This is a genomic window from Methylobacterium terrae (genome assembly GCF_003173755.1).
GTDB classification, from domain to species: domain Bacteria; phylum Pseudomonadota; class Alphaproteobacteria; order Rhizobiales; family Beijerinckiaceae; genus Methylobacterium; species Methylobacterium terrae.
Genome location: NZ_CP029553.1, coordinates 5,754,008 through 5,777,630, shown reverse-complemented (window position 1 = coordinate 5,777,630; position 23,623 = coordinate 5,754,008). Strand labels below are relative to the sequence as shown.

The 23,623-nt window shown below is 62.6% G+C and carries 24 protein-coding genes and 1 tRNA gene; 11 read left to right on the top strand and 14 right to left on the bottom strand.

What is annotated here, in order from left to right; translation table 11 throughout:
* Positions 1-8: 8 nt before the first annotated feature.
* Entirely contained in the window at positions 9-275 is a 267-nt protein-coding gene (locus DK419_RS26735) for a hypothetical protein (RefSeq protein ID WP_109961758.1), read from the bottom strand.
* Between the two features lie 289 nt (positions 276-564).
* Here DK419_RS26735 and DK419_RS26730 point away from each other — a divergent pair, with 289 nt between their 5' ends.
* The 4 genes from DK419_RS26730 to DK419_RS26715 all read left to right on the top strand — a co-directional run bounded on the left by DK419_RS26730 (position 565) and on the right by DK419_RS26715 (position 3,756).
* Positions 565-879: an SH3 domain-containing protein gene (locus tag DK419_RS26730; RefSeq protein WP_109961757.1), complete on the top strand. Its 315-nt coding sequence runs from the start codon at positions 565-567 to the stop codon at positions 877-879.
* A 294-nt stretch (positions 880-1,173) separates the two neighbouring features.
* Positions 1,174-2,421, top strand: coding sequence for a hypothetical protein (locus tag DK419_RS28925; RefSeq protein WP_162561427.1), 1,248 nt, complete (start codon positions 1,174-1,176; stop codon positions 2,419-2,421).
* A 623-nt stretch (positions 2,422-3,044) separates the two neighbouring features.
* Positions 3,045-3,239: a ribosome modulation factor gene (locus DK419_RS26720; RefSeq protein ID WP_109961756.1), complete on the top strand. Its 195-nt coding sequence runs from the start codon at positions 3,045-3,047 to the stop codon at positions 3,237-3,239.
* Positions 3,240-3,303: 64 nt separating this feature from the next.
* Entirely contained in the window at positions 3,304-3,756 is a 453-nt protein-coding gene (locus DK419_RS26715) for a lysozyme inhibitor LprI family protein (RefSeq protein ID WP_162561426.1), read from the top strand.
* A gap of 257 nt (positions 3,757-4,013) precedes the next feature.
* Here the strand turns inward: DK419_RS26715 and DK419_RS26710 are convergent, their stop codons facing one another.
* The 7 genes from DK419_RS26710 to DK419_RS26680 all read right to left on the bottom strand — a co-directional run bounded on the left by DK419_RS26710 (position 4,014) and on the right by DK419_RS26680 (position 13,324).
* Positions 4,014-6,506, bottom strand: a complete 2,493-nt coding sequence (locus DK419_RS26710; RefSeq protein WP_162561425.1) for a phosphoribosyltransferase-like protein — start codon at positions 6,504-6,506, stop codon at positions 4,014-4,016.
* 187 nt (positions 6,507-6,693) lie between these two features.
* On the bottom strand, positions 6,694-7,233 hold the full coding sequence (locus DK419_RS28920; RefSeq protein WP_162561424.1) for a hypothetical protein: 540 nt from the start codon (positions 7,231-7,233) through the stop codon (positions 6,694-6,696).
* 254 nt (positions 7,234-7,487) lie between these two features.
* The gene (locus tag DK419_RS26705) at positions 7,488-10,442 is read right to left on the bottom strand and encodes a phage tail length tape measure family protein (protein WP_109961754.1); all 2,955 of its coding nucleotides are present in this window, start codon (positions 10,440-10,442) and stop codon (positions 7,488-7,490) included.
* A gap of 25 nt (positions 10,443-10,467) precedes the next feature.
* On the bottom strand, positions 10,468-10,833 hold the full coding sequence (locus DK419_RS26700) for a hypothetical protein (protein ID WP_109961753.1): 366 nt from the start codon (positions 10,831-10,833) through the stop codon (positions 10,468-10,470).
* Positions 10,834-11,320: 487 nt separating this feature from the next.
* Positions 11,321-11,962, bottom strand: a complete 642-nt coding sequence (locus DK419_RS26690) for a hypothetical protein (RefSeq protein ID WP_109961751.1) — start codon at positions 11,960-11,962, stop codon at positions 11,321-11,323.
* A 79-nt stretch (positions 11,963-12,041) separates the two neighbouring features.
* The gene (locus tag DK419_RS26685; RefSeq protein ID WP_109961750.1) at positions 12,042-13,094 is read right to left on the bottom strand and encodes a coiled-coil domain-containing protein; all 1,053 of its coding nucleotides are present in this window, start codon (positions 13,092-13,094) and stop codon (positions 12,042-12,044) included.
* Between the two features lie 11 nt (positions 13,095-13,105).
* A complete protein-coding gene (locus DK419_RS26680) occupies positions 13,106-13,324 on the bottom strand; it encodes a hypothetical protein (RefSeq protein WP_109961749.1) in 219 nt (72 codons plus the stop codon).
* 180 nt (positions 13,325-13,504) lie between these two features.
* On the opposite strand from DK419_RS26680, the gene DK419_RS28915 reads away from it, so the two are divergent.
* On the top strand, positions 13,505-13,933 hold the full coding sequence (locus DK419_RS28915; protein WP_162561423.1) for a hypothetical protein: 429 nt from the start codon (positions 13,505-13,507) through the stop codon (positions 13,931-13,933).
* 269 nt (positions 13,934-14,202) lie between these two features.
* Here DK419_RS28915 and DK419_RS26675 read toward each other — a convergent pair whose 3' ends face one another.
* From DK419_RS26675 to DK419_RS26660, 5 genes are all read right to left on the bottom strand, one after another.
* Positions 14,203-14,472, bottom strand: a complete 270-nt coding sequence (locus DK419_RS26675; RefSeq protein ID WP_109961748.1) for a hypothetical protein — start codon at positions 14,470-14,472, stop codon at positions 14,203-14,205.
* The gene (locus DK419_RS28910) at positions 14,469-14,954 is read right to left on the bottom strand and encodes a hypothetical protein (protein WP_162561422.1); all 486 of its coding nucleotides are present in this window, start codon (positions 14,952-14,954) and stop codon (positions 14,469-14,471) included. Before DK419_RS28910 ends, DK419_RS26675 begins: the two co-directional genes overlap by 4 nt.
* A complete protein-coding gene (locus DK419_RS26670) occupies positions 14,954-16,747 on the bottom strand; it encodes a DUF927 domain-containing protein (RefSeq protein WP_109961747.1) in 1,794 nt (597 codons plus the stop codon). Before DK419_RS26670 ends, DK419_RS28910 begins: the two co-directional genes overlap by 1 nt.
* Positions 16,744-17,016 (bottom strand): hypothetical protein, encoded by a 273-nt coding sequence (locus tag DK419_RS26665; protein WP_109961746.1) that lies wholly within the window; start codon positions 17,014-17,016, stop codon positions 16,744-16,746. The genes DK419_RS26670 and DK419_RS26665 overlap by 4 nt, the downstream gene beginning before the upstream one ends.
* A 205-nt stretch (positions 17,017-17,221) precedes the next feature.
* Positions 17,222-17,434 carry a helix-turn-helix domain-containing protein gene (locus DK419_RS26660; RefSeq protein ID WP_109961745.1) on the bottom strand — a complete coding sequence of 71 codons (213 nt, stop codon included), beginning with the start codon at positions 17,432-17,434 and terminating at the stop codon, positions 17,222-17,224.
* A gap of 105 nt (positions 17,435-17,539) precedes the next feature.
* On the opposite strand from DK419_RS26660, the gene DK419_RS26655 reads away from it, so the two are divergent.
* The 3 genes from DK419_RS26655 (at position 17,540) to DK419_RS26645 (ending at position 19,518) form a co-directional block, all read left to right on the top strand.
* Positions 17,540-18,196: an Arc family DNA-binding protein gene (locus DK419_RS26655; protein ID WP_162561421.1), complete on the top strand. Its 657-nt coding sequence runs from the start codon at positions 17,540-17,542 to the stop codon at positions 18,194-18,196.
* On the top strand, positions 18,193-19,350 hold the full coding sequence (locus tag DK419_RS26650; protein ID WP_109961743.1) for a tyrosine-type recombinase/integrase: 1,158 nt from the start codon (positions 18,193-18,195) through the stop codon (positions 19,348-19,350). Before DK419_RS26655 ends, DK419_RS26650 begins: the two co-directional genes overlap by 4 nt.
* A 78-nt stretch (positions 19,351-19,428) precedes the next feature.
* A tRNA-Ser gene (locus DK419_RS26645) sits at positions 19,429-19,518 on the top strand.
* Between the two features lie 174 nt (positions 19,519-19,692).
* Here the strand turns inward: DK419_RS26645 and DK419_RS26640 are convergent.
* On the bottom strand, positions 19,693-20,043 hold the full coding sequence (locus tag DK419_RS26640; RefSeq protein WP_109961742.1) for a helix-turn-helix domain-containing protein: 351 nt from the start codon (positions 20,041-20,043) through the stop codon (positions 19,693-19,695).
* A gap of 116 nt (positions 20,044-20,159) precedes the next feature.
* On the opposite strand from DK419_RS26640, the gene DK419_RS26635 reads away from it, so the two are divergent.
* From DK419_RS26635 to DK419_RS26625, 3 genes are all read left to right on the top strand, one after another.
* Positions 20,160-21,410, top strand: a complete 1,251-nt coding sequence (locus DK419_RS26635; protein ID WP_109961741.1) for an MBL fold metallo-hydrolase — start codon at positions 20,160-20,162, stop codon at positions 21,408-21,410.
* A complete protein-coding gene (locus DK419_RS26630) occupies positions 21,407-22,450 on the top strand; it encodes a hypothetical protein (RefSeq protein ID WP_109962530.1) in 1,044 nt (347 codons plus the stop codon). Before DK419_RS26635 ends, DK419_RS26630 begins: the two co-directional genes overlap by 4 nt.
* A 361-nt stretch (positions 22,451-22,811) precedes the next feature.
* On the top strand, positions 22,812-23,609 hold the full coding sequence (locus DK419_RS26625) for a hypothetical protein (RefSeq protein ID WP_109961740.1): 798 nt from the start codon (positions 22,812-22,814) through the stop codon (positions 23,607-23,609).
* Positions 23,610-23,623: the final 14 nt, after the last annotated feature.

Sequence of the window (23,623 nt, the reverse complement as noted above, 5' to 3'; positions counted from 1 at the left end):
CACCTCCCTCAGAACGGGCGCAGAACGCCGTAGCCGGCGATGGTGCCGGCCACGAGGATGATTGCCGAAAGCAGCTCGCCGGTGGCGTTCACGAAGCGCAGGGCGCGGACATGGGGCGTATCGGGCCGAACCGGCTGGACGGCTTCCCAGGCCTCGGCGGCCTCGATCTCGTCGGGCGTGAGAAGCGGAGCCTCGTAGGCGTATAGAGGGCCGGACGAAGGCGAGCGAGAGCGTTCACCGGCACGGGCCGGTGCTGTAGAATGACGGATAGCCATGGGACGTCCTCTAACGACGTGCGTGGTCAGGGCCGGTTGAGTGGTTGCAGCCACTTGTCCGGCCCGGTATAATTAGCGCTAGAAAATGGGGGTTGGCAATAGCTAGCGCTAGAAATTCCTCCCGAGGCCGTCCCCGCATCGACGCGACCCCGGTGAACGTGCGCCTGCCACCTGAGCAGCTTGCGCCCCTTGATGCCTGGATCGCAGACCAACCCGAGCCAAAGCCTTCGCGCCCGGAGGCGATCCGCGAGGCCCTGGCACAGCACCTCAAGGCAAAGGGCTACCTGAAATGAAGCGTATCCTGATCGCTGCAGCGTTCGCGTGCGCAATGGCGGACACGGCGCACGCGCAGCAGACGTTGCGCGTGATCGACACGGCGCCCAACGATGTCCTGAACGTGCGCGAATACCCGACCACGGACGCGCGGATCGTTGGGGTCATTCCGCCGGATGGGCGCGGGATCGTCGCCAGCGGCGAGCGCAACGGGAACTGGGTGTTCGTCCGCTACCGGAAGATAGAGGGCTGGGTCTCGAGGCGCTTCGTCTATCCAGAGGCGCCGCCGATTCGCCGTGGCCGGAGCCTTGATGCGGATGATGCAGAGTAGCGATCTCGCGCGTATGCAGCCTGAGCAGCTTGCGCCCCTCGACGCCTGGTTGCGCGGCAGCCGGATCCCAAGCCGTCGAGGCCGGAGGCCATCCGAGCCCTCGTGACCTACGCTCTTAAGGTGGAGCGCAAGGACGAGGAGCACTTGGCCGAATTCAGTCTGAAGTGATTTCTCTCGGCCGATAGCCCGGAGCGCAACTGGAGACAGATGGCGATAGTATCAGCAACACTCAATAAGCCGTGTGGCCAACAATCATCGTTATTATGGCGCACATAAATACATAGGAGGCATCCTTTGCGACGCCGAGATCAACTCAGAGACGCTGTCCTAATTGACGAATTATCTTTAAGTGCCATTGGAGAGCTTAACGTTGCTGCAGTCCTTAATCGAAAAATTGAAGGGCTTGGCACATATGAATTGGCTGCCAAATTCGTAGCATCTAATCTTTTTGACTCCGAGAAATTTATTGGCGGAGATTATCGCCTTCGACAGACGAGGGCAGCTTTCACTGAGATTCATCAAATCTGCGTTTCAATCGATGCTGAAAAAATATATATTTTCGACGAGGCTAAACAAAATACATCAACAATTTTTGAAAATAAAATCAAAGACTTACGTCAAATCGCAAAAGAAAGAAAATTCCCCTACACGCCAATAACGTCTTATATTAGTCAGATATTCGACTATGAAGCAGAACATAAGGTGTACGATTATAAAGCATTGATTTGTATAAAGGACGTAAGTCTGATCAATAATAATATCATAAAAGCGATATGGCGAATAAAGAATTCATGGTATTATATTTTAGTCGATAAGCGTTTGATTCTATCATTTGCGGCGGCGGCGATACTTTGGATACCATTTTGGTATCTTCTCAAAAGCGATGAGTCAAATTTAATGATCGGCGCGCAGGTAGCGCACGATAATTTCGCTAACGATTTGAATGAAATAAAGAAATTACTGAGCAGTAACAATTCGAGTATTTTCGGAAGAATCTATAATGCGGTGCGATTCATGGTAGATGCCGGACTTTTGATGCCTCTATTTATGGCTATACCTACTACTATACTTAGCTTCTTGCGTTTGACAATGAAACGAAAAAGCAGGGCTCTTGACAGATACGAAGCCTTGTTTAACCATATCGGCAAAGAGCTACAAAAAATATCGCCCAGCAGGCCACCCTTCATATCTTTGAGGCTCAAAATGACTAATACAGTGATCGGTATTGGAAAGGATATTCACCAGAATGTCGACTCAATTATAAACAATTCTTATAATAAAGTTAAGGGAGATTATGATAGCTCTGTCACAAAATTCTTGGAAGAAGTCGGCGAAAAAGTCAAAGCAAGCAAAAAGAAAGACGCCGCTGAGCATTATAGCGGTATGATTGACTATCTGAAGGATAATAAAATTTCCTTGGCCAAATCACTTTGGAGCGGACTAAAGATAATAGTTCCAGGAGTCAAAGAAATCTCTGGATATATTGAGATTGTGAAGAAACTATTTCCTGACGATGATGAGAAGGATATAGAGGAGGTTTGATAATCTACATAGTCATTGAATCGCCAAATTGAGTTTGACCATCCGTAGTCCGTGGCGCATTACCTTATAAGGCGCATGATGCTGACACAACCACGACAACTAATTCGATAAATCTTCCAGTCAGCCGATCTGCCGCATCGAGGTGACGCACGCACCAGCTGGTAGTCGTCCCGCCAGCCTGCCCGAGCATCGCCCCGATGGTGCTGTCGCTGTAGCCAAGGTCGCCAGTAGCCGTTGCCAAATCGTAACGGTCTCTGTTCGATGTCGTGTTCATGCAAGATAGACCCTGCGGCAACGCTTGCAGAGCGTGTCTGCGCCCTCTCAACTGTCAGCCAGATCCGATAAGGACGTAAGGCAGACAGGGGGATGTGATGGAGTTGTTCCTGCTCGTGATGGTCGTCATGCTGGCAGCCGGTGCGTTGCCGCTCTTCTTCGGCCATAGGCATTGGTCTGCAGCCTCTGGGGCCGGGTCGCGCCTCAACAGACGAGGCCGGTCGATCCAGTGGGACTCGCCCGTCGGCACTCGATGAGCTGGCAGCGCGGCTAGGCGAGTGTGACAAGTAAGCTACGATCGCCTGAGGCCGCCGACCGCCCTACATGCCAGCTTCGGCCGGAGCATGCGCATGTCGACCAGCGATCCCGATCCGACGAAGCCGACCCGAGATCCCACCGCCGAGGGAGCGCGCGCTCGCCATCAGGGTAGGCCGAGGGATGCCTGCCCGTACCCACTCGACAGCAAGGAACGCGAGGAGTGGATGGAGGGCTACGACGGCCGCGTGCAAGGCGCGGCGCACGATCTGCCGATGGAGCCGACGTGATACTGCCGGTCGGTGTTGCGATCGGAACAGCCGGTCGCCCATTTCGATCGGAGGACCGCCTGTGATGAAGGCTCGCAACGCTCTGCCTCTGAGCCTGCTCGTTGCCTGCGCCTGGCCGCTGGTCGCCGGCGCTCAGGAGAAGGCTCCTGACGACGAGGCCACCCGCATCCAGTCCTACTGCTTCGGGCCGAACGCCAGCATGGCGGAGGGAAGGGTCTGCTTCGATAAGCAGGAGGCCCGGATCAAGCGCCAGTTCGATGCCGCCGTGCGCCAGAAGCTCTTCGCTATCGGCGAGATCGCGAAGCGCAGCGAGGACGATGGGCCGCCGAACGGTCGCGAGACCGCCGATCGCGCACGCGCTTCGTTCAACAAGGAACAGGCTGCCTGGGTGACCTACTCCATCGCCTTATGCCGAGCGCTGTCGGATTTCGGGACTGGAACGGCCGGAGCTGAGGATGATGCTGCCTTATGCCGAGTGCGCGCGATACTGAGGCGTATCGCCGATCTCAAACATTGAGGAGGGCCATGATATCTAACGAGTTTCCTTACGCCGTCACAAGGATTTAGGCGGAGCATTGGGCGCTGGCCGTACTTCGCCTTCTTATCGGACCACCGAACGCTGTCACCAACAATAGAAAGAGCACCGCGCGACGCGCTCGACGTATGGGCGTTATTATGTATGCGAATTATGCCCCTCACATGCCTGCGACATCTTAGAAATTGCAGCCATGTGGCGACGAACACGCACTCCTATACCATAATATTAAAAATAATCTAATTCTTTTTTCTTCTGCGAATTAATGCGTGCCAATCTACGCCGTTATATCTTCCGTCCATCCATATGCACGTGAGCGTCTGAGTAGGCACATTGAGCCTAGTTGCAAGCAACATTGCTCGGTTTCCATATCCAAGCGCACGATCTCTCTGCTTACCAGCATCCTTGCCATTTGACTCAAGCAATGCGGCCCCAATTTGCCGACACTGGTCACGGAAGCGGGCCTGAGGGCTTCCATCTTCTATATTTTTGAAAGCAAATGGCAACTTACCTTCGTCGATATGCACGTACACGACTGCGTTCATGCCGACTGCGTCCGCGGCCTCTTGTAGTCGTCTACGACCGTCTGTCCAACCCGTTAGAAAGACGAACGCCACCGGCCTACTTTTCAAAAAGTCTTGCTCGCGCGCATTGAATGGAAGACGATTTTCACCAAGCTGTTCCTGCTTTAGTTGCTCATTATCAAACCAACTGCCAATAAGATCCGACGCCTGTCCTCCCGATCCAATTAAATCATCAATAAATACCAAAGGCTCGTCGCCACCTCGCTCAGCCGCCTGCTCAACTGTGAGTGTTCTTGGGAAAACACTTTCAAGATCTCTTGATATATACGCTTGCACGGTACCGCTATCTTTCAAGTCCCCAAGAGGTATAATAGTTGCACCCTTGAATTGAGGGTATTTATCAATGAAAGTCCTTAGCGCCTCAAAATTGTCTTCTCTCGACAATATTTTTAGAGACTCTAACATTGACAATGCGCGTTCAATTGACTCGTCGTGGCGAAATTGCTTTAGCCAATCCAAGATACGATCGCGCATCTTAGGCGCACGCCTCGGTATTGTTGTCCCGACGGGCTCATCGATAGTTTCTAACTTGATAGCAAGCGCTTCAACACGATCGAAGACATCTGCCATCTCCAGCCGAGCTGGAATCGGTCTGATATCGATAGGTATACCTTTGTACCAACCTACTGCTTCCAGACGACGCTTCAGAGCAGTCACATCCGACGAATTTTGTTTGCTAAGTTCGATGGCCGATCGCGGCAATACAGCATTATACTTTGTCCTAATGTATCGCTCTGCTGCAACAAAAGTTGCTAAGGCAGTTTCACGAGGCGCAAAGATGTGAGCTTGTGGGCTTCCAAAATTGTAGGCGTCTGCCCATGCAGGCTGATTGATGCGATCCAAATCTCTACCTCGTATAAATTTATTATTTTGAAGTATCAAAGCTCTATCAATTTCAGTACCGCCAGAAAGTCTTGGCTTTGCTGATATTACCACTCCATATTGAAGGGTATTCGTTGGAACATCGTCTATTGCATCAGGAAGCACGCCCGCTAACAACGCAAGCTCGCTAGCTATACCTTGCCGCAACTCACCTCTTTTTTGCGTATTCTCGCAATCCGCGGCAAGTGTCGTTAAACCTAGCACTTGCTTCTTGTCTGACTGCCAGGGGTCATCCGGATACTTCTCAAGCAGCGCAAGCGACGTTACAAACAGATCACGATCGCGAAGGCGCCTCAGAGTGCCGCCAACAAAATTAAACAACCCAGGCGAACTTGGTTTAATACTAGCTGCCTCAAAAATCGCACTCGCTTCGGACACGATAAATTGATCATCGGAAATTTTGTAACACAGTTCAATTAGATTTAAAGGACTAACCCCGTCTACAGTTCCTAAAGCCTCAAATATAGCATCTATCATTGCCTCGACTGCAAGAACTTTTTTCTGTCTGTAGATTTTAGCATACAGCAAGACTCTGGCAAGGTGAAGCTCATCCAATATTGCAGCGCCTGACCACTTTAATCCGAATAGATCACAATTATCACGACCCCCTTTTAACGCTCTTTTAATATCACCCGGAACATCCTTCATTGGGACTGTCTTTGTAACAATCTTCTGCAGTAAGCGCGAAATATCTAATAGAGATGGCACGCCCGCATGGTGTGCATCGCGGACATAGTAATCGAGCTTATCTGCATCAAAAGGCCCAGTGATTATTTCGTGTAAAAGCGGGACTTGATCGTCAATATGATGACCTACTATAGCTTTCTGAATTAAGCTACAGACGTGCTGCGCTGTTTCTTTCGCGCCTACGCCATACCTTAGTGGGTGCTCTATACGATCCAAAGCCACAGAAATCATTTCGATGAAAGCAGGGGCCCCGACGATGTCATGAGCAATAAGCTCACTTAGCTGTACTTTATCTATACCTTTATCAGTCGCAAACTCCGCCAAAGCTAATCTGAGATCTGTTCTTCTCACAAGAGAATGTTCTGACACGTGCGAAAATACGCCGTGTCCAATATCGTGCACCAAAGCACACAATCGAACGAGCTGCGCCCGACTTGAGTCGATTGGCGAATTTGCCGGGCTTGTTCCCGATGCTTGATTGATAGAAACTATAAGTTGCTGCGCTTGATGAAGAACGCCAAGAGTATGCTCAAACCTTGAGTGTGAAGCACCAGGATAGATCCAGTGGACAACCCCCAACTGCTTAATCAGACGTAATCGCTGAACAAGGGGACTGTCTATAACGACTACTTCCAGCGGGGACACCTTAACAGTGCCCCACACGGCATCGTTGATCTCTTTAGGGGAGGATCCTATCGCGCCAGGCTTAGATAGCCTAATTATGTACGGTCGGAGCCGATCCTCAGCGTACCTTTTTGCGAATGCCTCACATTGCGCCAGTATATCCCGAGCCGACATCAGACCTGCCACCATTCATGAAGACTTGGTCAACAACACTGGCGAGAACGTCTCGTGGTATAGAGGAGTGATCTAAATAGTAATTTGCATCGTCGTCATCCACTTTTATTTCTACAGTTTTGAAGCTAGGATTGTTAATAGCTACTACGCCTCGCTCGCGAAGAGAGTATATAGCCTCGCGCAAAGTACTGGAATCACCATGATATGGATTGGTTGCCAGCGAAAAATCAAGCGCAAGGTTTAGCTCCTTGCGTCGGCCACGAAGTATTTCGTAGGCAGCAGCGAACCGTTCGTCTTCCATAGTATCGACTAGGCGAAGCTTTTTTACTTGACGCAGGGCGAGTTCGCACAGAATATCTGTGACGAATTCAGAAGCAGTGACCAGCTTAGCCTCCACAGTCGCGGTCATGCTTTCCTCCTTGCGAGCAGCCTTGAAGGGCGAAGCGCTAGAGCCATGCAGCGGGGCAACATGCCGTTCATATTCGACTCGATCGATGCGCGGTGCCATCCGCAGGTTCGTGGCATGTCCCTTCAACTCTCGCAATGGAAACGAGATCGATCGCCTCCCGCTCCGCAAAAATTTGTGGATGGCATGTCGGCGGGTTACATCCAGAGCCGTGCCGTTCCTCCCCGGCCGTTTGAGTTTGGATCTAAAGCCACATCCATTCAGGGTCGCACGATGAGGTCTAGCGTCCATCTGGCCTGGCGAACGCCACCTGCACGAAGCCGCAGGCCTGATGGATGAGCGTGGTACTGCGGCTATCACCCGCTCCGGTAGGCCGCGTTCGACAGGTGCGGCGCCAACCCTCCACGGCCGCTTTGAGCCCGGGCTGTCATCTTCGACTCGAGCGCCTTCACCACCACGTCGATGCTGCCGTTAGGTCTGCGGGTCACCTCCTGCTGAATGTCGGGCGAGCCAGCCGGGCGCTGGTCGATGAAGTTGATGGTGGGCGCGCCCGGAGCTGCCGGCGCGATGGCCCCAGGCCGGGGCATGGTGAAGGCGTCGCTGCCAACGATGCCGCCATCCGAGTAGCCTCGGGCGCCCCGTCGCATGGCGTCGACCACACCGGCGCCGCCCCAGCGCTTCACGTCGTCCTGGCTCCACACCACCTCGCCCTTGTGGACGATGCCGGCGGCTTCCAGGCGCCCGCCGGGGCCGGTGTAGCCGCCACCCCAGAACCCCGGGCCGTAGGCCCCCGGGGACGCCGCGGCTGCAGCCTTGAAGTAGTCGGCGGAGCCGTAGCCGTTGCCTCCTCCACCGCTGAACAAGCTCTTGGCGTAGCTCAGCCCCGTGGCGAACAGCCCACCCGGTCCCGCACCCTGGCCCTGCGTGCCGAAGAAGCTCGCGAGCGGTCCCTGACCGAACAGCGCCGCTTGAAGCGCCGCCCGAGAGATGTTCTTCGACAGGTCGAGGAAGGAGTCCGACCACGAGCGGGTACTGTCTACCAGAGGGTCAATCAGGCTGTTCCCCATCTGGGCGAATGACGACATTGCCATCTGCGTGTCGCGGATGGAGGCGTTGAGGCGGATCTGCTCAGCGTACTCGCGCGAGGCGGAGGAGGTCGGGTTGTCGCCGAACACTGGCCGCAGGCCGGCCGACACCGCCTGTTCTGTGGGGGTGCGGCCGAGCTGCGCGCGCTGGAAATCGAGATCCCGCTGGAGGCTGCGCTCGGCCAGCTTCTGCGTCTCGGCGCCGATCGCGGCGGCCACTGCGTCGATCCGGCGGCGGTTCTCCTCAGCGAGCGGGATGCCGTCGGCGGTGGCGCGGTTCAGGAGGCCTGCCCGGGTCGTCAGCCGCTCCGCCTCGCCGGCCGTCTTGCCCATGGCGGCGGCCTGTGCTTCCTGCGACCGCGCCGCCTGCTTCGCGGTGTCGTCCAGCACCCGGGCCTGGGCGATGGTGTTGCTCTGCTCAGTGGTCCTGGCGATGCTCTCGCGCAGCTGCTCCGGCGAGGAGATCATCGAGCGCTCGGCGCGCTCGGCCACTTCTTTGAGCGTCTGACCGCCGAAATACTGTGTGTTCGGGCGCTCGCGCACCTCGTTCCGATAGGACCCGAGGTTGGGATTGGCGGCGGTGCCGAACACGCCCGCGAAGCGCTCCTCAACGGTCTGATACCGGTCGCGGACGCCGGCCCGCTCCTGGTTCGCCAGCACCTCGCGCTGCACCGGGTTCTCGCGCAGGACCTGGTTGGCGCGAGATACCTCGGTGCGCACCGCTTCCGCGCGCTCCTGCACCGCCCGGGCCCGGGCGAGCTCGCCCTGCGCAGCCGCCTCGGCGCTCTGCTGCGGATCGACGGTCGGCATCGGCCGGCCGCCGGCCATCGAATTCAGCACGCCCGCGCCGCGGCTGACGTTGGACCAGAAGTTGCCCCACGCGTCGCCGAGCTTGTCCGTCGTCTTCTGGCCGATGCCGGCGAGATCGTTGTAGCGGGCGAGCGCCGGGTTGATGGTGTCGAAGGCCAGCCGCACCGCCTCGGCACCTCGGCCCTGCTTCTGCAGGTCGTTGATGAACCGGGAGGTGGTAGCGCTGTAGACGCCGAGACGGGTGCTGTACTTGTCGAAGGAACCGGAGGCGTCGGTGAAAAAGTCCTGCTGGATCTTGGCCGCGTCCTCCAGGCTGGTGCCGAAGGTGGTAGCGAAGTCGCGGGTGCTGGCGAGCGCCTTGTCGATCGTCTCGCGTGAGGCGTTGCCGGTCGAGGCGAAGGCGGTGGCGAAGGTCCGGGCCGTACCGGTGGCGAGGTCGCTCGAGCGGGCAAACTTCTCGATCTCACCGGCGGTGAGGCCCGACTGCTTGCCGAGCCCCATCATACCGATGGCGATCTGCTTCTGCGACGCGTCCCAGTTGGCATAGGCCAGCGCGATCGCGCCGGCACCACCGGCGAGGCCGCCAGCGACGCCTACGGAGAGGGGCACCAGCCGGGATAGCTCGGTCCCCACACCCTTGAGGATGCCGGTGACGCCGGCCCCCGGGCCGAAGATCTGCGCGATCTGCGGGCCCTGCTGCACCAAGACCGCCATCGGGCTCATCCCGCCATAGAGGGTGGTGCCGATGTCGAGAAACTGAGAGCGGAGGTTCTGAACCTGATATGCCGCGAGGCGGCTGTTGTCGTTCACCGACTTCAGCGACTCGGACATCTTCGTGTGAGCGTCCCGCGCCCGGGTCACCGCCTTGGTGTGCTCCTCCTGCGTGATGGCGCCACGCTTCAGCAGGTCATCTGCCTCGGCCACCTCCTTATTCTGCCGGGCCAGAGAAACGCCAAGCGGATCGATGCTGGCGCGCAGGGTCGTAGCTCGGCGCTCCAGGTCGGCGCTGGCCCGCGTCTGTTCCTCGAACCCCTTCGTGGCCGCAGCCTGACCTTCGGCGACGGCCCGCACGCGGATCTGCTGGATGATCCCCTCGCGGCGGGCGTCGGCCTCCTGCTGAGCGAAGGCGGCCTCGAAGGCGGAGGCGGAGGCCCGGGCCGAGCCGGCGCCGTTGCGATCCACGCCCAAGAGGTTGTTGACGTTGCTCTGGGCGCGCGCCTGCATCTCGGCCTGGCGGGCGACTTCGGCCATGCGCTGGTAGCGCGCGGTCTGTCGATCGACTGCGCCGCCGGCATTCTCGGCCGCGGTGGCGATGCCCTGGAAGGCGGCTTGGCCAGTCCTGCCGGCGTCCTCGAGGGTGCGCTTAAGCTCGGGGCCGCCTTCGACGCCCAACCTGATTGCGATGCTCGTGGGCATGATGGTGGCTCCCGGGTTGGGGTGGTCAGGCGGCCTGCGGGCCGGCGGAGAGGATCGGGCGAACGACGCGATCGTCGAAGGCCTCGAAGAACGGCCACACGGTCATGGCCTCCGCGATCGTCTCGCGGGTCGGCTCGACGGGCTCGCTCGCCTCGTTGCCGACGCCTTCCCAGCTGCGGATGAGCCGCCGCGCTAGGGTGGTCGTAACCGCCGTGTAGGCCGCGACGCTCGTCGTCACGTCGTCGGCGTCGCCGCGGTCGCGCCAAGCGGCAGTGCCGGCCTCGCGGGCAATCATGACGTCGAGGGTATGGGCGGGGGCGACCTGCACCCGGACGCCCGGGAGGAGGTCGATCCAGGCTGGCTCTACGGCGGCAGTGTTCAGCTTCAGCATGTCTAAGCCTTCGTGGTGAGGGTGGGAGGGTAGGAATGCACCGACGGAACCTAATCGGTGCTGCAGGTGTCGGCGAAGTACGGCAGGGCGGTCGTGCCAGCCGGGATCGTCGTCGCCGGGGGGCGTTCACCCGGGGCGTTCACCGTTCACCGTTCACGGGTTTTGGGACCCTGGCGCTATAATTGAACTGGGCCCCGACCACCCGTATAGGTCCGGACGCTCCAGGGGCCCTGACGTTCTGGGCTGATGCTTGGGCACCCCATCGGGTCACTGCTGTCGCCCTGTCGTGACGACGTCCGATGCCCTGGGTGCCGTCAGCAGGGCCATCGGCAGCAACTCGATGAACCCGGCTCCGACCATCGTCCTAGCTATGCAGGCGAGCTCGTACCGGCAGGCGTGATCCGGGATGGGCGCCGGGCGGGGCGGCACCAGGATGGCGGGAGGCGACGTGCGAGGGAGCGGGGGCATGATGGCTGCTCTCTCGCCTCTACGGTGACCTGGGCTCGATGCCGCGGGCGCGAAGCACCTTGACCATGCTGGCCCGCGTGTCGGCGATGCCTGAGGCGACCATGCTGGGCGGGGGTGGGTGAGAGGAGATCTCGCCCACGGCCTCCTCGGCAGCGACCATGCGGGCGAACAGATCAGCGCGGGCAGCCTGCACGCTGCGACGCTCGGCGAGGTATGCCGCAGCGAGGTCGATGGACACGGCGGCCGGCGAGAGCCGGTGAGCCGTCGCGACCATCTCGCGGATGGTGCTGACCGCCCCGGCCCGCTCACGGGCCTCCGCGACGGTGACGCCCTCGACGAGGAGGCCGGAGGCAAGGTGCATGGCGTCGGCTGCCTCGCAGATCCGGCAGATCTCGACAGCGTGAGCGGTGTCGATCTTGCCCTGAGCCTGCATCGCCGGGGGTGTCGTCGGCGGCGACGGAGCAGGGGCCGGGCTGGGCGGAGGTGCGGGCTCTACCTTCGCGGCGGTCGGCGCCGCGTCGAACTCCGCAACGTCGCTGGCCAGGCTCTCGAACAGGTGGTGCTCGCTGTCGGTCATCGGGCGGCCCTGTCGGCCGGCGGAGATCATCTCCTGCATCTTGGCGACCGCGGCGGCTCGCTCTGTCTCGGTGCGGATGGTCATTACGACCCTCGTACTGCTGGTGATCGGGTGGCACCCGCAGGTGCCTCGCTGGGGAAGGGGAAGCCCCGGCGGGCAGCGATCAGGCGGCGCGGCGCTCCTGGCCGGCGTGCCAGGCATCCTTGAGCTGGGACAGCTCGGTGGCGCGCCACTCCTTCAAGCTGAAGCCGAGGTCGACGTAATGCTCGGGCGGGTTGGTGGACATGCTGCCCTCCCGCCGGCGCTTCAGCTTCTCAAAGGCGTCGCGGCCCTCCTCGGTGTCCAGTTCGAGGGCGAGACCGGCTTCGATCGCCCGCTCGGCCGCCGGGGTCGCGATCGTGTGCGTCCATGCCGGGAGATAGGCGGGGCTGCCGGCGGCATCGGTGAAGGTGAAGGGCTCCAAGGCCACGATCTGCATCTCGGGGCGCGGCACCTCGATGTGGGGCATCACCTCGACGTGGACCGGCAGGGCGGGCCCGATGACACGCTCCCGGATGCTGCCGGCCGTCTCCCGCAGGCGTGCCCCGAACTCGGCGGCCATGGCGACCGGGTCCGCGCCCTCCACCGTCCCGGCCATGGCGTAGGTCGACCAGCGCCGCACCTCAGCCGTGACGTCGAGGCTGGGCAGCGCCTCCGCAAGGCCGTGGAGGAGGAAGGCGCGGGCGATGTCGGCCGGGCTGGCGGTGCCGATGTGCGGATCGTACTGACCGGCAGCGGCCGGGGCGATGCTGCCCAGCAAGGCAGCATGCGCGGTGGCGACGCCCTCCAGGGCCCGCTTCAGGCCAGCGGCAGCCTTCTCGATGTCGGTTGCGTTCCGCTCCAGACCGGCGGCGGCGGTCTCGCGCTCCGCCTCGTCGCGGTCGGCGGCGATGCGCGCCTCGGCGGCGGCCACGCGGCGGTCGAGTTCGGCGACCGCGTCGGTCACGCCGAGTGCGGTGCTCTCCAAGTCCCGGACCGCGTGTTCGGCGTCGGCGATCGCGGCGGCGTCACCGCCCTGGATCAGCAGCTCGCGGCGCGCCGAGATGGCCCGCTCGAGTTCCGCCGACAGCCCGGCCTGGCGGATCACCAGGGATTCGCGGCGGGTGAGGAGGCCCGAGAGGTCGGCATCGGTTGTTGAAGCGGCATCGGGGGTGGTGACGAGCTTAGGACGGCGCATGTGGGCTCCAGTCAGATCACACGACCGCGGCCGGGTCGGCTCGCGGTGCGCTGCAGGTTGGGGAGGAGGCGCACCGGGGCGCCGTCGAGGAGGAGACGTGCCTGGACGCTGCCCCGAAGGTAGTCGGCCACGGTGATGCCGCGGGCGTCGGCGGAGCGGCGCACGGCCTCGGCCATGTCGGCCGGGACGGCGGCGCTCAGGCGGGAGAGGAAGGCGATGTCGTCACTCATGCCCTCTAAGCTGCGTCGAGTTCACAGCGAACGGCAGTGGACGAAACTGGACAGCGCCAGTGGACAAACCGGACGAGTAGACAATCACCCAAAGCCGGCAGAGGCATAAACAAAAACCTAGTTAGCCGCGAGCTGGCTATTGGTTTATTATCTCGCGCTACTTATCAGAAAGGGTCTGCGATGAAGCTTATTGTTGTTTTTCCACTTGTTATCGGATTGATGTTTGCAAGCTGCGCAGCAGCACAGTGGAACGGCCCCGAGAAAGCGGCGCTGCGCACGCAAGTCACCGCGAGGGTTGGAAAAGTCAACTCTCTTGAAATTACGCCATTCTACGGTGATTACAATTCTGACGCTAAGGACGATGCGCTTGTATTTGCATATTATGAAGATCGTAATGGCGGGAATTCTATGAGCTTAGATGTGTTTCTATTCAAGGGAACCGCTAAAGGGTTCTCCTTCGTCAAGAAAGTCCCGAATGTCTATGGATCATCACCAAGAATGGCCCGATTCGGCCCGGGATCAATCAAGGTCACGCTGACCACGCTCGGCCCGAACGATCCTCGTTGCTGTCCTACAGCGACGAAAGAGTACACGATAACCGCAAAATAGGTGAAGAACAGAGCAACGCATCCGAGCAGCCTATGGGCCGAATGCTTCTCGCCGGACGAACCAGCGGCCCAACAGCTTGGTGCCAGCGCCCCGCTTTGCGCGCTTCAAGCCGGCATCTTTCGAGATATTCCATCGCCGGCAGGCCTCGGCGAGCGGCACAAGGTCGTGAACGGGCGCAGCACCTTGCTGGGTGAGTAGCGCCCGAGCACGTGCGGCGACACGCTCTGAGTCCGCGATGATTGATTGCAGGACGGCACGTTCGGCCTCGGTCATGACGCACCTCGATCGGGACGATGAAGGGCGGCGAAGCAGGCGAGCACCTGCCGGCGGTCGAGGGGTTCGAGGTGAGCGAGCGCTTGGGCTGCCGGCTCGAGGGCTTCGGGGTGTGTCTCGGCGGCCTTGAGCAACCGGTAGAGCTCGGCGCCGCGCGAGCCGGTGAGCAGGCGGACGATGGCCCGCAGCGCGCGGAGCCGCGCCACCTGCTCCGTGCGGTCGAGACCCGGCAGCCAGGGGCCGAACTGATCGGCGGCGGGGATCATCGGGCGGCCCCACGCGGGATCGGACCGGGGGTCGCGACCATCTCAAAGCCGGCCAGCCGCTCCGCCGAGGCGCGATCGTGACCGCCCTCGAACTCCAGGATGGCTGCGCGTTCCTCGAACTCGGCGAACCAATCGCTGTGCTCAATCGGACACACCTCGAGGCCGTCACCTCGACATTTCTCCTGCTCTCGATTTTTCGTGCGTGACCGCGTGACCGCGTGACTGGCGCCAGCAAGACGTTGATCTTGCTGATGTTTGTCGGTCACGAGGTTTGGCGTCATGCAGTCACTCAGCGCGTGACAAGCGGCTGACGACCTGGTGTCGGTCACGCAAGTCACGAGCTCGTCACGCCCCGTGTGACTGCCTAAGTCATTGAAATCTTTGGCGGTCACGCAAGTCACGCACGTCACGCACGTCACGCACATTTTTGGGGTACTCGCGAGAGAAATCAGGCGCTCGAAGGCGCTGTGATCGACCGGCATCACGGTGCCTCCGCATCGAAGAGGGCGCTCGCCCGCACCGCGTAGGTCGGCACCGAGCGGCCATCCACCTTCACGAAATGGCGGTGGGTCCGATCCTTGCCGGTGAGCAGCAGCCCGCGTTCGAACAGCATGCCGACGACGCTCTTGGGGTCGGCGACACCGGCCAGCGTTTCGCTCCAACCCGTCGCCGTAAAGGCATAGACGAGCACTCCGTCTCGGCTCAGCCGGTACCCGAGCAGATCACGGATGGGCGCCGAACTCGGCTCGACACCCTCCAGGTTGCGGAAGCGCGCTTCGCCGTGCCGCTCGATCGCGGACCGGATCGCGTCCAGGGCCGCCACCAACTCTCCGGGACCGTCACCACCGCGTGCGGAGCGCCAGGCGTCGAAGCATATCCGGATGGCCCGCTCGACCTCGCCTTCAGCCCAGGGCAGTTGCAGCGCGACGCGCGCCATCTCGCCGGCAACCGCAATCAGAGCGAAGCGATGCGCGGATCGGGATGCCTGGCCATCCGCTTCGGGTAGGTCCGCCAGCAGCCGCTTCGTCACCTCGGCGATCATCCTACGGGCGGCCGATGCGGTGCCATCCGGGTTTCGGGCCAGCGCCTCCACGAAGCTCGGACCGGCCGTGCCGTATGACCGGAGGGCCGCAGCCTTGATGCCATTGGCGAAGGCCGCAGGCTCACCGCCGCTGGTGTGATCAAAGATGCCGAGCCCGTGCCCGGCATCCGCCGGAACGTCGACGAGGCGCACCAGCTGCCCGGCCCGCGCCCGCTTGCCCGTCTCGCTGATCTTGTCGGCCAACCCAACCTCGCCGGCCGAGAGGAGCATCACGCGCCACTCGTGCCGGGCGCGCAGCTCGGCTTCCTTCGTCGCTCGCGCCTTACCCTGGCCGTTGACCAACAGGTACGCCGTCGAGCCGGCTTCCCGGGCTTCCAGCTCGCCGAGCTCATCCAGAATCAGCACCGTGCCGGAATGCGCCTTCGCGACGCTCTCGAGCCCGTTGCCCGTCGCCCTCCAGGTCTGGACGAAGCCGGAGCGGGCGCCGCCACCCCACACGCTGCCGGCTGCCACCAGCAGGGTCGACTTGCCAACCGACGACGGGCCTTTGAGATTTACCCCGCCGCCTTCGTCCTGCAGCAGGTCGGCGATCGGACCGGCGAAGGCAACCGACAGCGCGAGGAGCAGGCGCGAGTTGCCGGCCGCTGGGGCAGCGACGGCTGAGACCCACTCCTCGAGGGCCCCCGCCTCGGCGTAGCGCGCAGCATCCACGCGGCCTTCGAAAATCACCTCTTCGCCGTCGGCTGTGCCGATCGTTCGCGCCGGCAGCACGAACACGCTGTTGAACCAGCCGGAGCGACGAACGAGCCGGACACGAGCCTGGCAGTCCAGTTCGTACAAGGCGCGCTTAAGCAGGCCGAGCGGCTTGCGGCCAATCGAGATGGGAAGGCCGGCATCCACGAGCGGCCGCAGCCACTCGGTACCGTCGCCGATGAGGTCAGCATGGGAGATGAAGCCGCGGTGGCGACGCTCATCTCGGTCCTGCCACTCGATAGTGACCGCCCATCCGGCGCCGGCCGGATCGCGGGCGAGACCTGGGACCCGGAATGGACCAGACAGCCTCATCGGCTCCTCGTCCCCGGCCGGATCGAACCAAAGACCGGAGGAGCGCATCCGAAAGCCGTTCGGCCACCGAATGCCGGTCGCCTCCTGCCGTTGAGGGGCCTCAGGCGCCCCATCAAGATCGACGGGCCCGAGGCGCGCCATCTCTGCCGCGAACGGATCGTCGGTCATCGCAACTCCTCAGCAGCGGCCCGAACTCGCTCGGTGGCCTTCTGCTCTTTCAGGTGAGCCAGGAGGCTGACGGCGACGCGGACGTCGGCGACGAGGCAGCGGAGCGCGTAATCCAGGCCGACGTCGTCCTGAATACCGGCATAGGTCGCCGCCAAGTCGGCATGAATGGCAGCCCCGGCGACCGTCTCTCCGATGCAGGCGCGCATCATCTCGAGGCTGCCGTGAGCGAGATCCTGGAAGGGGTCGGGCTTAGGGATGGGAGCGCTCATGCGCGCCCCCGGGTCGTGGCGAATGCGAGCTCGGCAATAGCGCGAGCACGTTCGGGCGAGAGGTCGAAGCGGGAGAGCAGTCGCCGCATCTGGAAATCAGTGGGGCTCTGCGATATATCCCGGGTGTCGGCCTGCAAGACGACATTTCCCGAGAGCCGAGTGCGCCCGCCAGCGCCTCGGCTTTCGACGTTTCGGGCCATGCTGATTACGCGGCCTCCGTTTTCACGACGGTGGCCTGATCCAGCATCCGCTCGAACGCGATGAGCGGCACCAGCAGCCGGCGGCCGATCCGGATCGTCGGAATCTCACCCCTGCCAGCCGCCTGGTAGGCGCTGTTGCGGCTCAAGCCCAACTGCCTTCCCGCTTCTTCGATGGTGATTGTCCGGCAACCGGGTCTCTCGATCTGGTTCGGCTTCATACCAGCGCATCCCTTTTTGGCTTCGCTATGCGCAGACAATATCGCTGCGTCGTTGACGATCACAAGCGGTGCGACTACAAATGCGAAGACAAATTGGAGTGCGCTATGGCAGGTTCTCGCGGACGCCCACCGAGCGGCGAATTCAAAGGAAAGAGCGCCGTATTCACAACGCGCATCAGACCAGAACTAAGAGATAGGCTGGCAGAATCAGCTGAAAGCAATGGAAGATCGCTTTCTCAAGAAGTAGAGCGCCGTTTAAGCGATAGTTTTCGCCTTGAAGATCGCATGGAATATGCGTTCGGAAGCGTTGAAAATTTCTGGCTGATGCGGATGATTGCGTTAGCAATCAATAACGCTCAAATCACGCACCAAGAGGGAGAGAGATGGAGAAATGACCCCGAAGCCTTTGATGCAACGTTGAAGATAGTAAATGGCGTGCTCGAAGCGTTGAGACCTGGACCGGCACCGCAGACTACCAATAAGAAAAAAGAGGCCAATAATTTCTGGCAGACGCATGTTGCGGTGACAACACTTGAAAGCATATATTTGGCCAACCCAGATTTGCCTATCAACGAAGGATCTGACACAGACCATGTGTTAGCATCTATCAAGCGCAAACTTGGAGAGGATGCCCCGCGCGCGCTGCAGCGCGTCTTGTTTGATGCGCCTTCGCTTGAAGATTGGGATCGCCGAATCAAAGATGCGGAGGAGGCCGATCGCCGCAACAGTGGCGATGCAGCTGAAGGACAAACATCGAAATGAAGGGCCACATCCGCGAGCGCTCGCCCGGACGCTGGGCAATCATCCTCGACCTGCGGGACCCTGAGACCGGTGAGCGCCGTCGGAAGTGGCATTCCTTCGCCGGCACGAAACGCGAGGCGCAGCGGGAATGCGCCCGCCTCATCGCGGAAATGGATTCGGGCGCCTACCTCGAGCCAGCCAAGGCAACGGTCGCTGAGTTCCTGGAACGCTGGCTCGATCACATGCGCTCGCAGGTCGCTCCGCGCAGCCACGAGCGTTACACCGAGATCGCCCGCAAGAACCTGACGCCGCTCCTCGGCCAAGCCGCGCTGACGAAGCTCCGGCCGGAGCAGATCTCCACGGCCTACGCGAAGGCGTTGACCAGTGGGCGGCGGAACGGGAAGGGGGGTTTGGCCCCGCGCACCGTCCACCACATGCACCGCATCCTGCGCCAGGCGCTGGAGCAGGCGGTGCGCTGGCGGCTGCTGAATCACAATCCAGCCGACTTGGTGAAGCCGCCGAAGGTCGAACGGCAGGCGATGAAGGCCTTCGACGCCGCCGAGACCGCGCGCCTCCTGGCACACTTCCAGCCGACCCGCATGTTCACGCCCGTGCTCCTGGGCGTGACCTGCGGCCTGAGGCGAGGGGAGGTGACGGCTCTGACCTGGGGCGCGGTCGACCTCGAGAAGGGGCAGCTGTCGATCGCGACGAGCTCGGAGCAGACCCGATCCGGGGTGCGCCTGAAGGAGACCAAGAACGGGCGCGCCCGCGTGGTCGCCCTGCCGTCGCTGGCGGTCGACGAGCTGCGGCGCCACCGCGTCGCGCAGGCCGAGGAGCTGCTGCTGGTCGGAGTGAAGATCACCCAGGCGACGCACGTCTTCGCGCAGGCCGACGGCTCCCCCGTGCAGCCGAACAGCCTGACGCACGAGTTCGTGCGGATCCTGGCTCAGGCGAAGGACCTGCCGCGGGTCCGCTTCCACGACCTGCGCCACAGCCACGCGACCCATCTCCTCGCCGGTGGGGTCCACCCAAAGATCGCGCAGGAGCGGTTGGGCCACTCGAGCGTCGGGATCACCCTCGACCTCTACAGCCACGTGCTGCCGGGGATGCAGGCCGACGCGGCCGCGAAGGTTGACGTCGCGCTCCGAGAGGCCATAGAGAGGAATGCCCGATGAAAGGGTAGCAAAGCGGTAGCAATCCGGATTTTCGGGGCTACCGCGGCGAGGCGAAAAGCCAAGCCCTGTCAAAGGCTTGGAAGGGTGGCCGAGTGGTTTAAGGCAGCGGTCTTGAAAACCGCCGTGGGGGCGACTCCACCGTGGGTTCGAATCCCACCCCTTCCGCCAGCACTTTCTCTAAGCACCTGAGAAGCAAGAGTTATTTCAAACGCTGGACTGTCGGCCCCAACTCAGGCCCCAACAGCTTGAGTGGATATCAGCGGACGTCCGCGGACCCACCCGGTCGAACTGTGGCTGGATGTGAAGCTCGTTTCCCACCCGCGCCGGTCGCTGAGCCCACGCTCAAATCTGCTCCTGCAGCAGGACATCGACTTGAGCCACGGCAACCGCGAGCGCCCGATCACTGAGTGTTCGGGTGATATCGCGTAAGCGAAGCTCCAGCTCGAGCCGCCTGGGGGAGTGCTGGATCCCTGGCGCCCCAACGCCTTCGAGCAGCTCACTGGCCGGGATGCCGAGTGCCTGCCCCAACTCTACGAGAGTCTCGATGCTCGGCAGCTGCAAGCCGCGCTCGATGTTCGAAATGCTCTCTGGCGTCCGCCCGATCCGGGCACCAAGCTCCTCCTGAGTGAGCTTCTGCCGCTGGCGGGCGATGCGCACCTTCAGCCCAACGCTTTTCTTCAAATCGACCGTCATGCCCGAACGCTGGCTTCGTCAGACAGGCTTGACCACGAAGGCGGCTTTGCCTCTTATGCCGCGAACGAAGTGCGGTTCGTTTGCAGCGCACAGACACGAAATTGGCGTACGCGCAGATGCGGGTCTGTGTTCACCGTGGGACAAAGGAGATCGGGGGCTCCTGCGTTGAGGTCGCCCACGACGGAGCCCGGCTCCTCCTCGACCTCGGCCTGCCCCTCGACGCCACGGCAAACGACGCGACCTGTCACCCACCGGTCGAAGGACTCGACGGCAGCGGCGATCTCCTCGCGCTCATTCTCAGCCACGGCCACCGCGACCATGTCGGGCTGAGCCACCTCGCCGGTCCCGACCTACCGGTTGCGCTCGGCGCGGCGACACTCCGCATCCTCCAGGCAGCCGCGACCTTCGTGCCCGACACCTGGGTACCACCCAACACGGTGACCTTCGGCCACGGCCAGTCCCTCACCTTCGGCCCGTTCACCGTCACCCCGATCCTCGTCGACCACTCCGCCTTCGACGCTTACGCGCTCCTCGTAGAAGCTGGCGGGCAGCGGCTGCTCTATTCCGGCGACCTGCGCGCGCACGGACGCAAGGGCGCCCTCTTCGAGCGTCTGGTCCGCAGCCCGCCGCGCGCCATCGACGCCCTCCTCATGGAAGGATCGAGCCTCGGCCGCCTCGACGCCGAGCGGCTTTTCCCGACCGAGAGCGAGATCGAGGACCGCTTCGTCGCGCGGTTCCGCGAGATGACGGGCCTGGCCCTCGTCGCGGCTTCCGCCCAGAACATCGACCGCGTCGTCTCGCTCTACCGCGCTTGCAAGCGCACTGACCGCACGCTGATCCTCGACCTCTACGCCGCCGAGATCCTGGCCGCGACCGGCCACCCCAGCATCCCGCAATCCGACTGGCCAAACGTTGCGGTCTTCGTCCCGCACCACCAGCGCGTGCGCGTCAAGCGCACCAGCCGCTTCGACCTGCTCGCGCGGCACGGCCAGCAGCGCATCTACGCGAAGCACCTCGCGGCGCTCGCGCCCCGGGCGGCGGTGCTGTTCCGCCACTCCCTGCTACTGGACCTCGACCGGACCGGCTGCCTCGCGGGCGCCGAGGCGATCTGGTCACAGTGGGACGGCTACCTCCGGCAGCCCCGCGGGAAGGCGCTCGCCGCCGACCTTGCCACCCGCGACATCCCGCTGACCCACGCTCACACCTCGGGCCACGCCAGCATCCCAGACCTCAAGCGCCTGGTGGCAGCGATCGCGCCTCGGCGGCTCGTGCCCATTCACACCTTCGAGCCGCAGCGCTTCCCAGCGCTGTTCGGCGCCAGCGTCGACATCAAGGAGGACGGACAGTGGTGGGACACGACGGCATGAGCGAGACAATATCCTATAAGGCCCTGGGCGAGCCGTTCCTCGCGGCGCTCGAAGCCCTCGCGACTGCGCCGAATGGCGGCTGGTGGGCCGATGTTCTCGCCGACCCGGACCTGCTGCTGGCGGTGCGCGACCGCTCGCACAACGTCTATTACCGTGGCGCGTCGCTGTTCCGGGTCACGCCGGCCGGCGGTGGTGTCGCGGCCGAGACACACGTGAAGTACCTCGTACGCCAGCGTCAGGCGCTAACCCAGCTCGGCCAGGACGGGGGCTTCGCGCTCGACCCAAGCACGGCGGTGTGGACGCGCTACGAGGGGCCCAGCACGCTGGCCGAGATGAAGCGGGCCGCCGCCGCGCTCTCCGGCCTGGAGAAGGCGGGCGTGCACGCGCTGGTGAAGGCCAGCCCGAACGTCGTCGATGTCGAGATCGCGCTCACCGGCGCATCGGTGGAGGCTGCGTCCGCCGAGCGGGAGGGCGCGGAAGCGGACGCCATGCTCCTGGCGCCGGACACAGAAGCCGCGGCCACCCCAGCTCCGGCTCAGACCCGCCAGGATCGGCTCGACGTCGCGAGCCTGGAGGAGCGGGGCGCGGCCGACGAGGCGTGGCTGGTGTTCCACGAGGCCAAGCTCGCCGCGAACCCGAGCCTTCGTTCGAAGACCACTCCGGCGATCGTCACGCAGGTCGCGCGCTACCGCGCGACGTTGACGGAGCAGGCGGAACAGCTGGCAGAGAGCTACCCGGCCCTGTGCCGCGACCTGGTCCGCCTCGATGCCCTGCGCGGGACGGTGCGTGCCGCCCGCGGCCTCGCCGCCGTGCCGACCCTTGATCCGCTGGTGGACGAGGTCGCCCGCGGCGCGCGCCGGCTCCGGGTCGACATTGAGCCCCGGCTCGTGGTGTTCGGCTTCGATGCCGATCAGCGTGACGGCGCACTGAAGGCGGTGATCGACGAACTGCGCGGGCAGCACAGGCTACAGGTCTATGCGGTCGGCCGCCCCGGCGGGCGCACGACGGCTGCCTTCCGCCGCCCCGCCGACGCGGCCTGACAGCGCCCACCCAGTTAGGGTGCGACCGCCGGCCGCGGCAGGAATCTGCGTCCGGCGGTAAATTCCGAGGGGTGTCAACGGGAATACATATCGTCGGCTCCGCAGGAGCCTCGGCGAGACCCCTTCGTCATGTCCAGTCCATTCCCGTCATCCGCCCTGTGCGCCGCACGCCGCACCTCCGTGCGTAAACTTGCGACGGTCCGCACGGACTACACGTTGCGGGCGATCCGTTGCTCAGGGCTGACGCCGAGCGAGTGCCACGCCGCGGTCGCGCTTTAGCCCCTTCAGACATCGTTCGTTCCCTCAACCTGCTCCGCCTGCTGAGACAAGCACGGCAGCGGACGACGCAGGACCGCGCATCTTGGCCCGCCCCCACCCCCGCCCCCGTTACTACGCCGCCCCCGTGCTGACGGCCGCCCTGTTCCTGGCGGACGGGCCGCCGGCCGCCGCACGCGCGCCCGAGATGTCCGCCCCACTGACGCAGATCGCCGGCACCTGGGCCGCCTCGACGAAGGGCTGCCCGCACCTGGACCAGCGCGTCACGATCATCACGGAGTACGAGCAGGTCACGGACGGCCGCGCGGCGGAGAACCTGAGCTGCCGCGTCAAGCGCGCGACCCCGCACCGCACGGGCGTCGCGCTCGCGCTCATCTGCGACTTCGGCAGCGACGGTCCGCTGAGCTTCGAGACGACGGCCACGGCGACGCGCACCGGCCCGAAGACGCTGACGTATACGACGCGCTTCGTCGGCGGCGAGCCCCACACCGAGAAGTTGGTCTTGTGCGAGCGCCCGAACGAGGTCGCGACGAAGCCCGGCACCCCGGACCCGACACAGCCGCGCTACATTCTGCCCCCGCTGCGCACAGGCGAATACTACGAGGGTCAAGCCTACCCGGCGGACTACGATGAGCGCCGCCAGGAGCTTCTGGGCGCGAAGGCGAAGCCCCTCCCACGCACAAAGGACGAGGTCTGCTTGCGCGACTTCTGCCGCAAATACCCCGAGATCCGCGCCTGCTACGCCGACTACTGCGTCGGCCGTTGGGAGCGCGCGGACGGCGCGACGCTGGACTACGTCGTCAAGCCGGAGACGCTCGAGGTTCTGAAAATCGTCTGCCGCGACACGTGCAGCGCGGACGAGATCCGCCCGCACGTCCGGTAAACTGCCCGTGCCCT

Excerpts from the sequence above, each read along its gene's own strand:
- DK419_RS26655 (WP_162561421.1), top strand. The coding sequence starts at position 17,540 with ATGGCAGGTTCTCGCGGACGCCCACCGAGCGGCGAATTCAAAGGAAAG.
- DK419_RS26715 (WP_162561426.1), top strand. The coding sequence starts at position 3,304 with ATGAAGGCTCGCAACGCTCTGCCTCTGAGCCTGCTCGTTGCCTGCGCC.
- DK419_RS26735 (WP_109961758.1), bottom strand. The coding sequence starts at position 275 with ATGGCTATCCGTCATTCTACAGCACCGGCCCGTGCCGGTGAACGCTCT.
- DK419_RS28920 (WP_162561424.1), bottom strand. The coding sequence starts at position 7,233 with ATGGCACCGCGCATCGATCGAGTCGAATATGAACGGCATGTTGCCCCG.
- DK419_RS28910 (WP_162561422.1), bottom strand. The coding sequence starts at position 14,954 with ATGCCGGTCGATCACAGCGCCTTCGAGCGCCTGATTTCTCTCGCGAGT.
- DK419_RS26640 (WP_109961742.1), bottom strand. The coding sequence starts at position 20,043 with ATGACGGTCGATTTGAAGAAAAGCGTTGGGCTGAAGGTGCGCATCGCC.
- DK419_RS26690 (WP_109961751.1), bottom strand. The coding sequence starts at position 11,962 with ATGACCATCCGCACCGAGACAGAGCGAGCCGCCGCGGTCGCCAAGATG.
- DK419_RS26660 (WP_109961745.1), bottom strand. The coding sequence starts at position 17,434 with ATGAAGCCGAACCAGATCGAGAGACCCGGTTGCCGGACAATCACCATC.
- DK419_RS26665 (WP_109961746.1), bottom strand. The coding sequence starts at position 17,016 with ATGAGCGCTCCCATCCCTAAGCCCGACCCCTTCCAGGATCTCGCTCAC.
- DK419_RS26650 (WP_109961743.1), top strand. The coding sequence starts at position 18,193 with ATGAAGGGCCACATCCGCGAGCGCTCGCCCGGACGCTGGGCAATCATC.
- DK419_RS26685 (WP_109961750.1), bottom strand. The coding sequence starts at position 13,094 with ATGCGCCGTCCTAAGCTCGTCACCACCCCCGATGCCGCTTCAACAACC.
- DK419_RS26635 (WP_109961741.1), top strand. The coding sequence starts at position 20,160 with ATGCGGGTCTGTGTTCACCGTGGGACAAAGGAGATCGGGGGCTCCTGC.
- DK419_RS26630 (WP_109962530.1), top strand. The coding sequence starts at position 21,407 with ATGAGCGAGACAATATCCTATAAGGCCCTGGGCGAGCCGTTCCTCGCG.
- DK419_RS26705 (WP_109961754.1), bottom strand. The coding sequence starts at position 10,442 with ATGCCCACGAGCATCGCAATCAGGTTGGGCGTCGAAGGCGGCCCCGAG.
- DK419_RS26670 (WP_109961747.1), bottom strand. The coding sequence starts at position 16,747 with ATGACCGACGATCCGTTCGCGGCAGAGATGGCGCGCCTCGGGCCCGTC.
- DK419_RS26675 (WP_109961748.1), bottom strand. The coding sequence starts at position 14,472 with ATGATCCCCGCCGCCGATCAGTTCGGCCCCTGGCTGCCGGGTCTCGAC.
- DK419_RS28915 (WP_162561423.1), top strand. The coding sequence starts at position 13,505 with ATGAAGCTTATTGTTGTTTTTCCACTTGTTATCGGATTGATGTTTGCA.
- DK419_RS26730 (WP_109961757.1), top strand. The coding sequence starts at position 565 with ATGAAGCGTATCCTGATCGCTGCAGCGTTCGCGTGCGCAATGGCGGAC.
- DK419_RS26720 (WP_109961756.1), top strand. The coding sequence starts at position 3,045 with ATGTCGACCAGCGATCCCGATCCGACGAAGCCGACCCGAGATCCCACC.
- DK419_RS26700 (WP_109961753.1), bottom strand. The coding sequence starts at position 10,833 with ATGCTGAAGCTGAACACTGCCGCCGTAGAGCCAGCCTGGATCGACCTC.
- DK419_RS26680 (WP_109961749.1), bottom strand. The coding sequence starts at position 13,324 with ATGAGTGACGACATCGCCTTCCTCTCCCGCCTGAGCGCCGCCGTCCCG.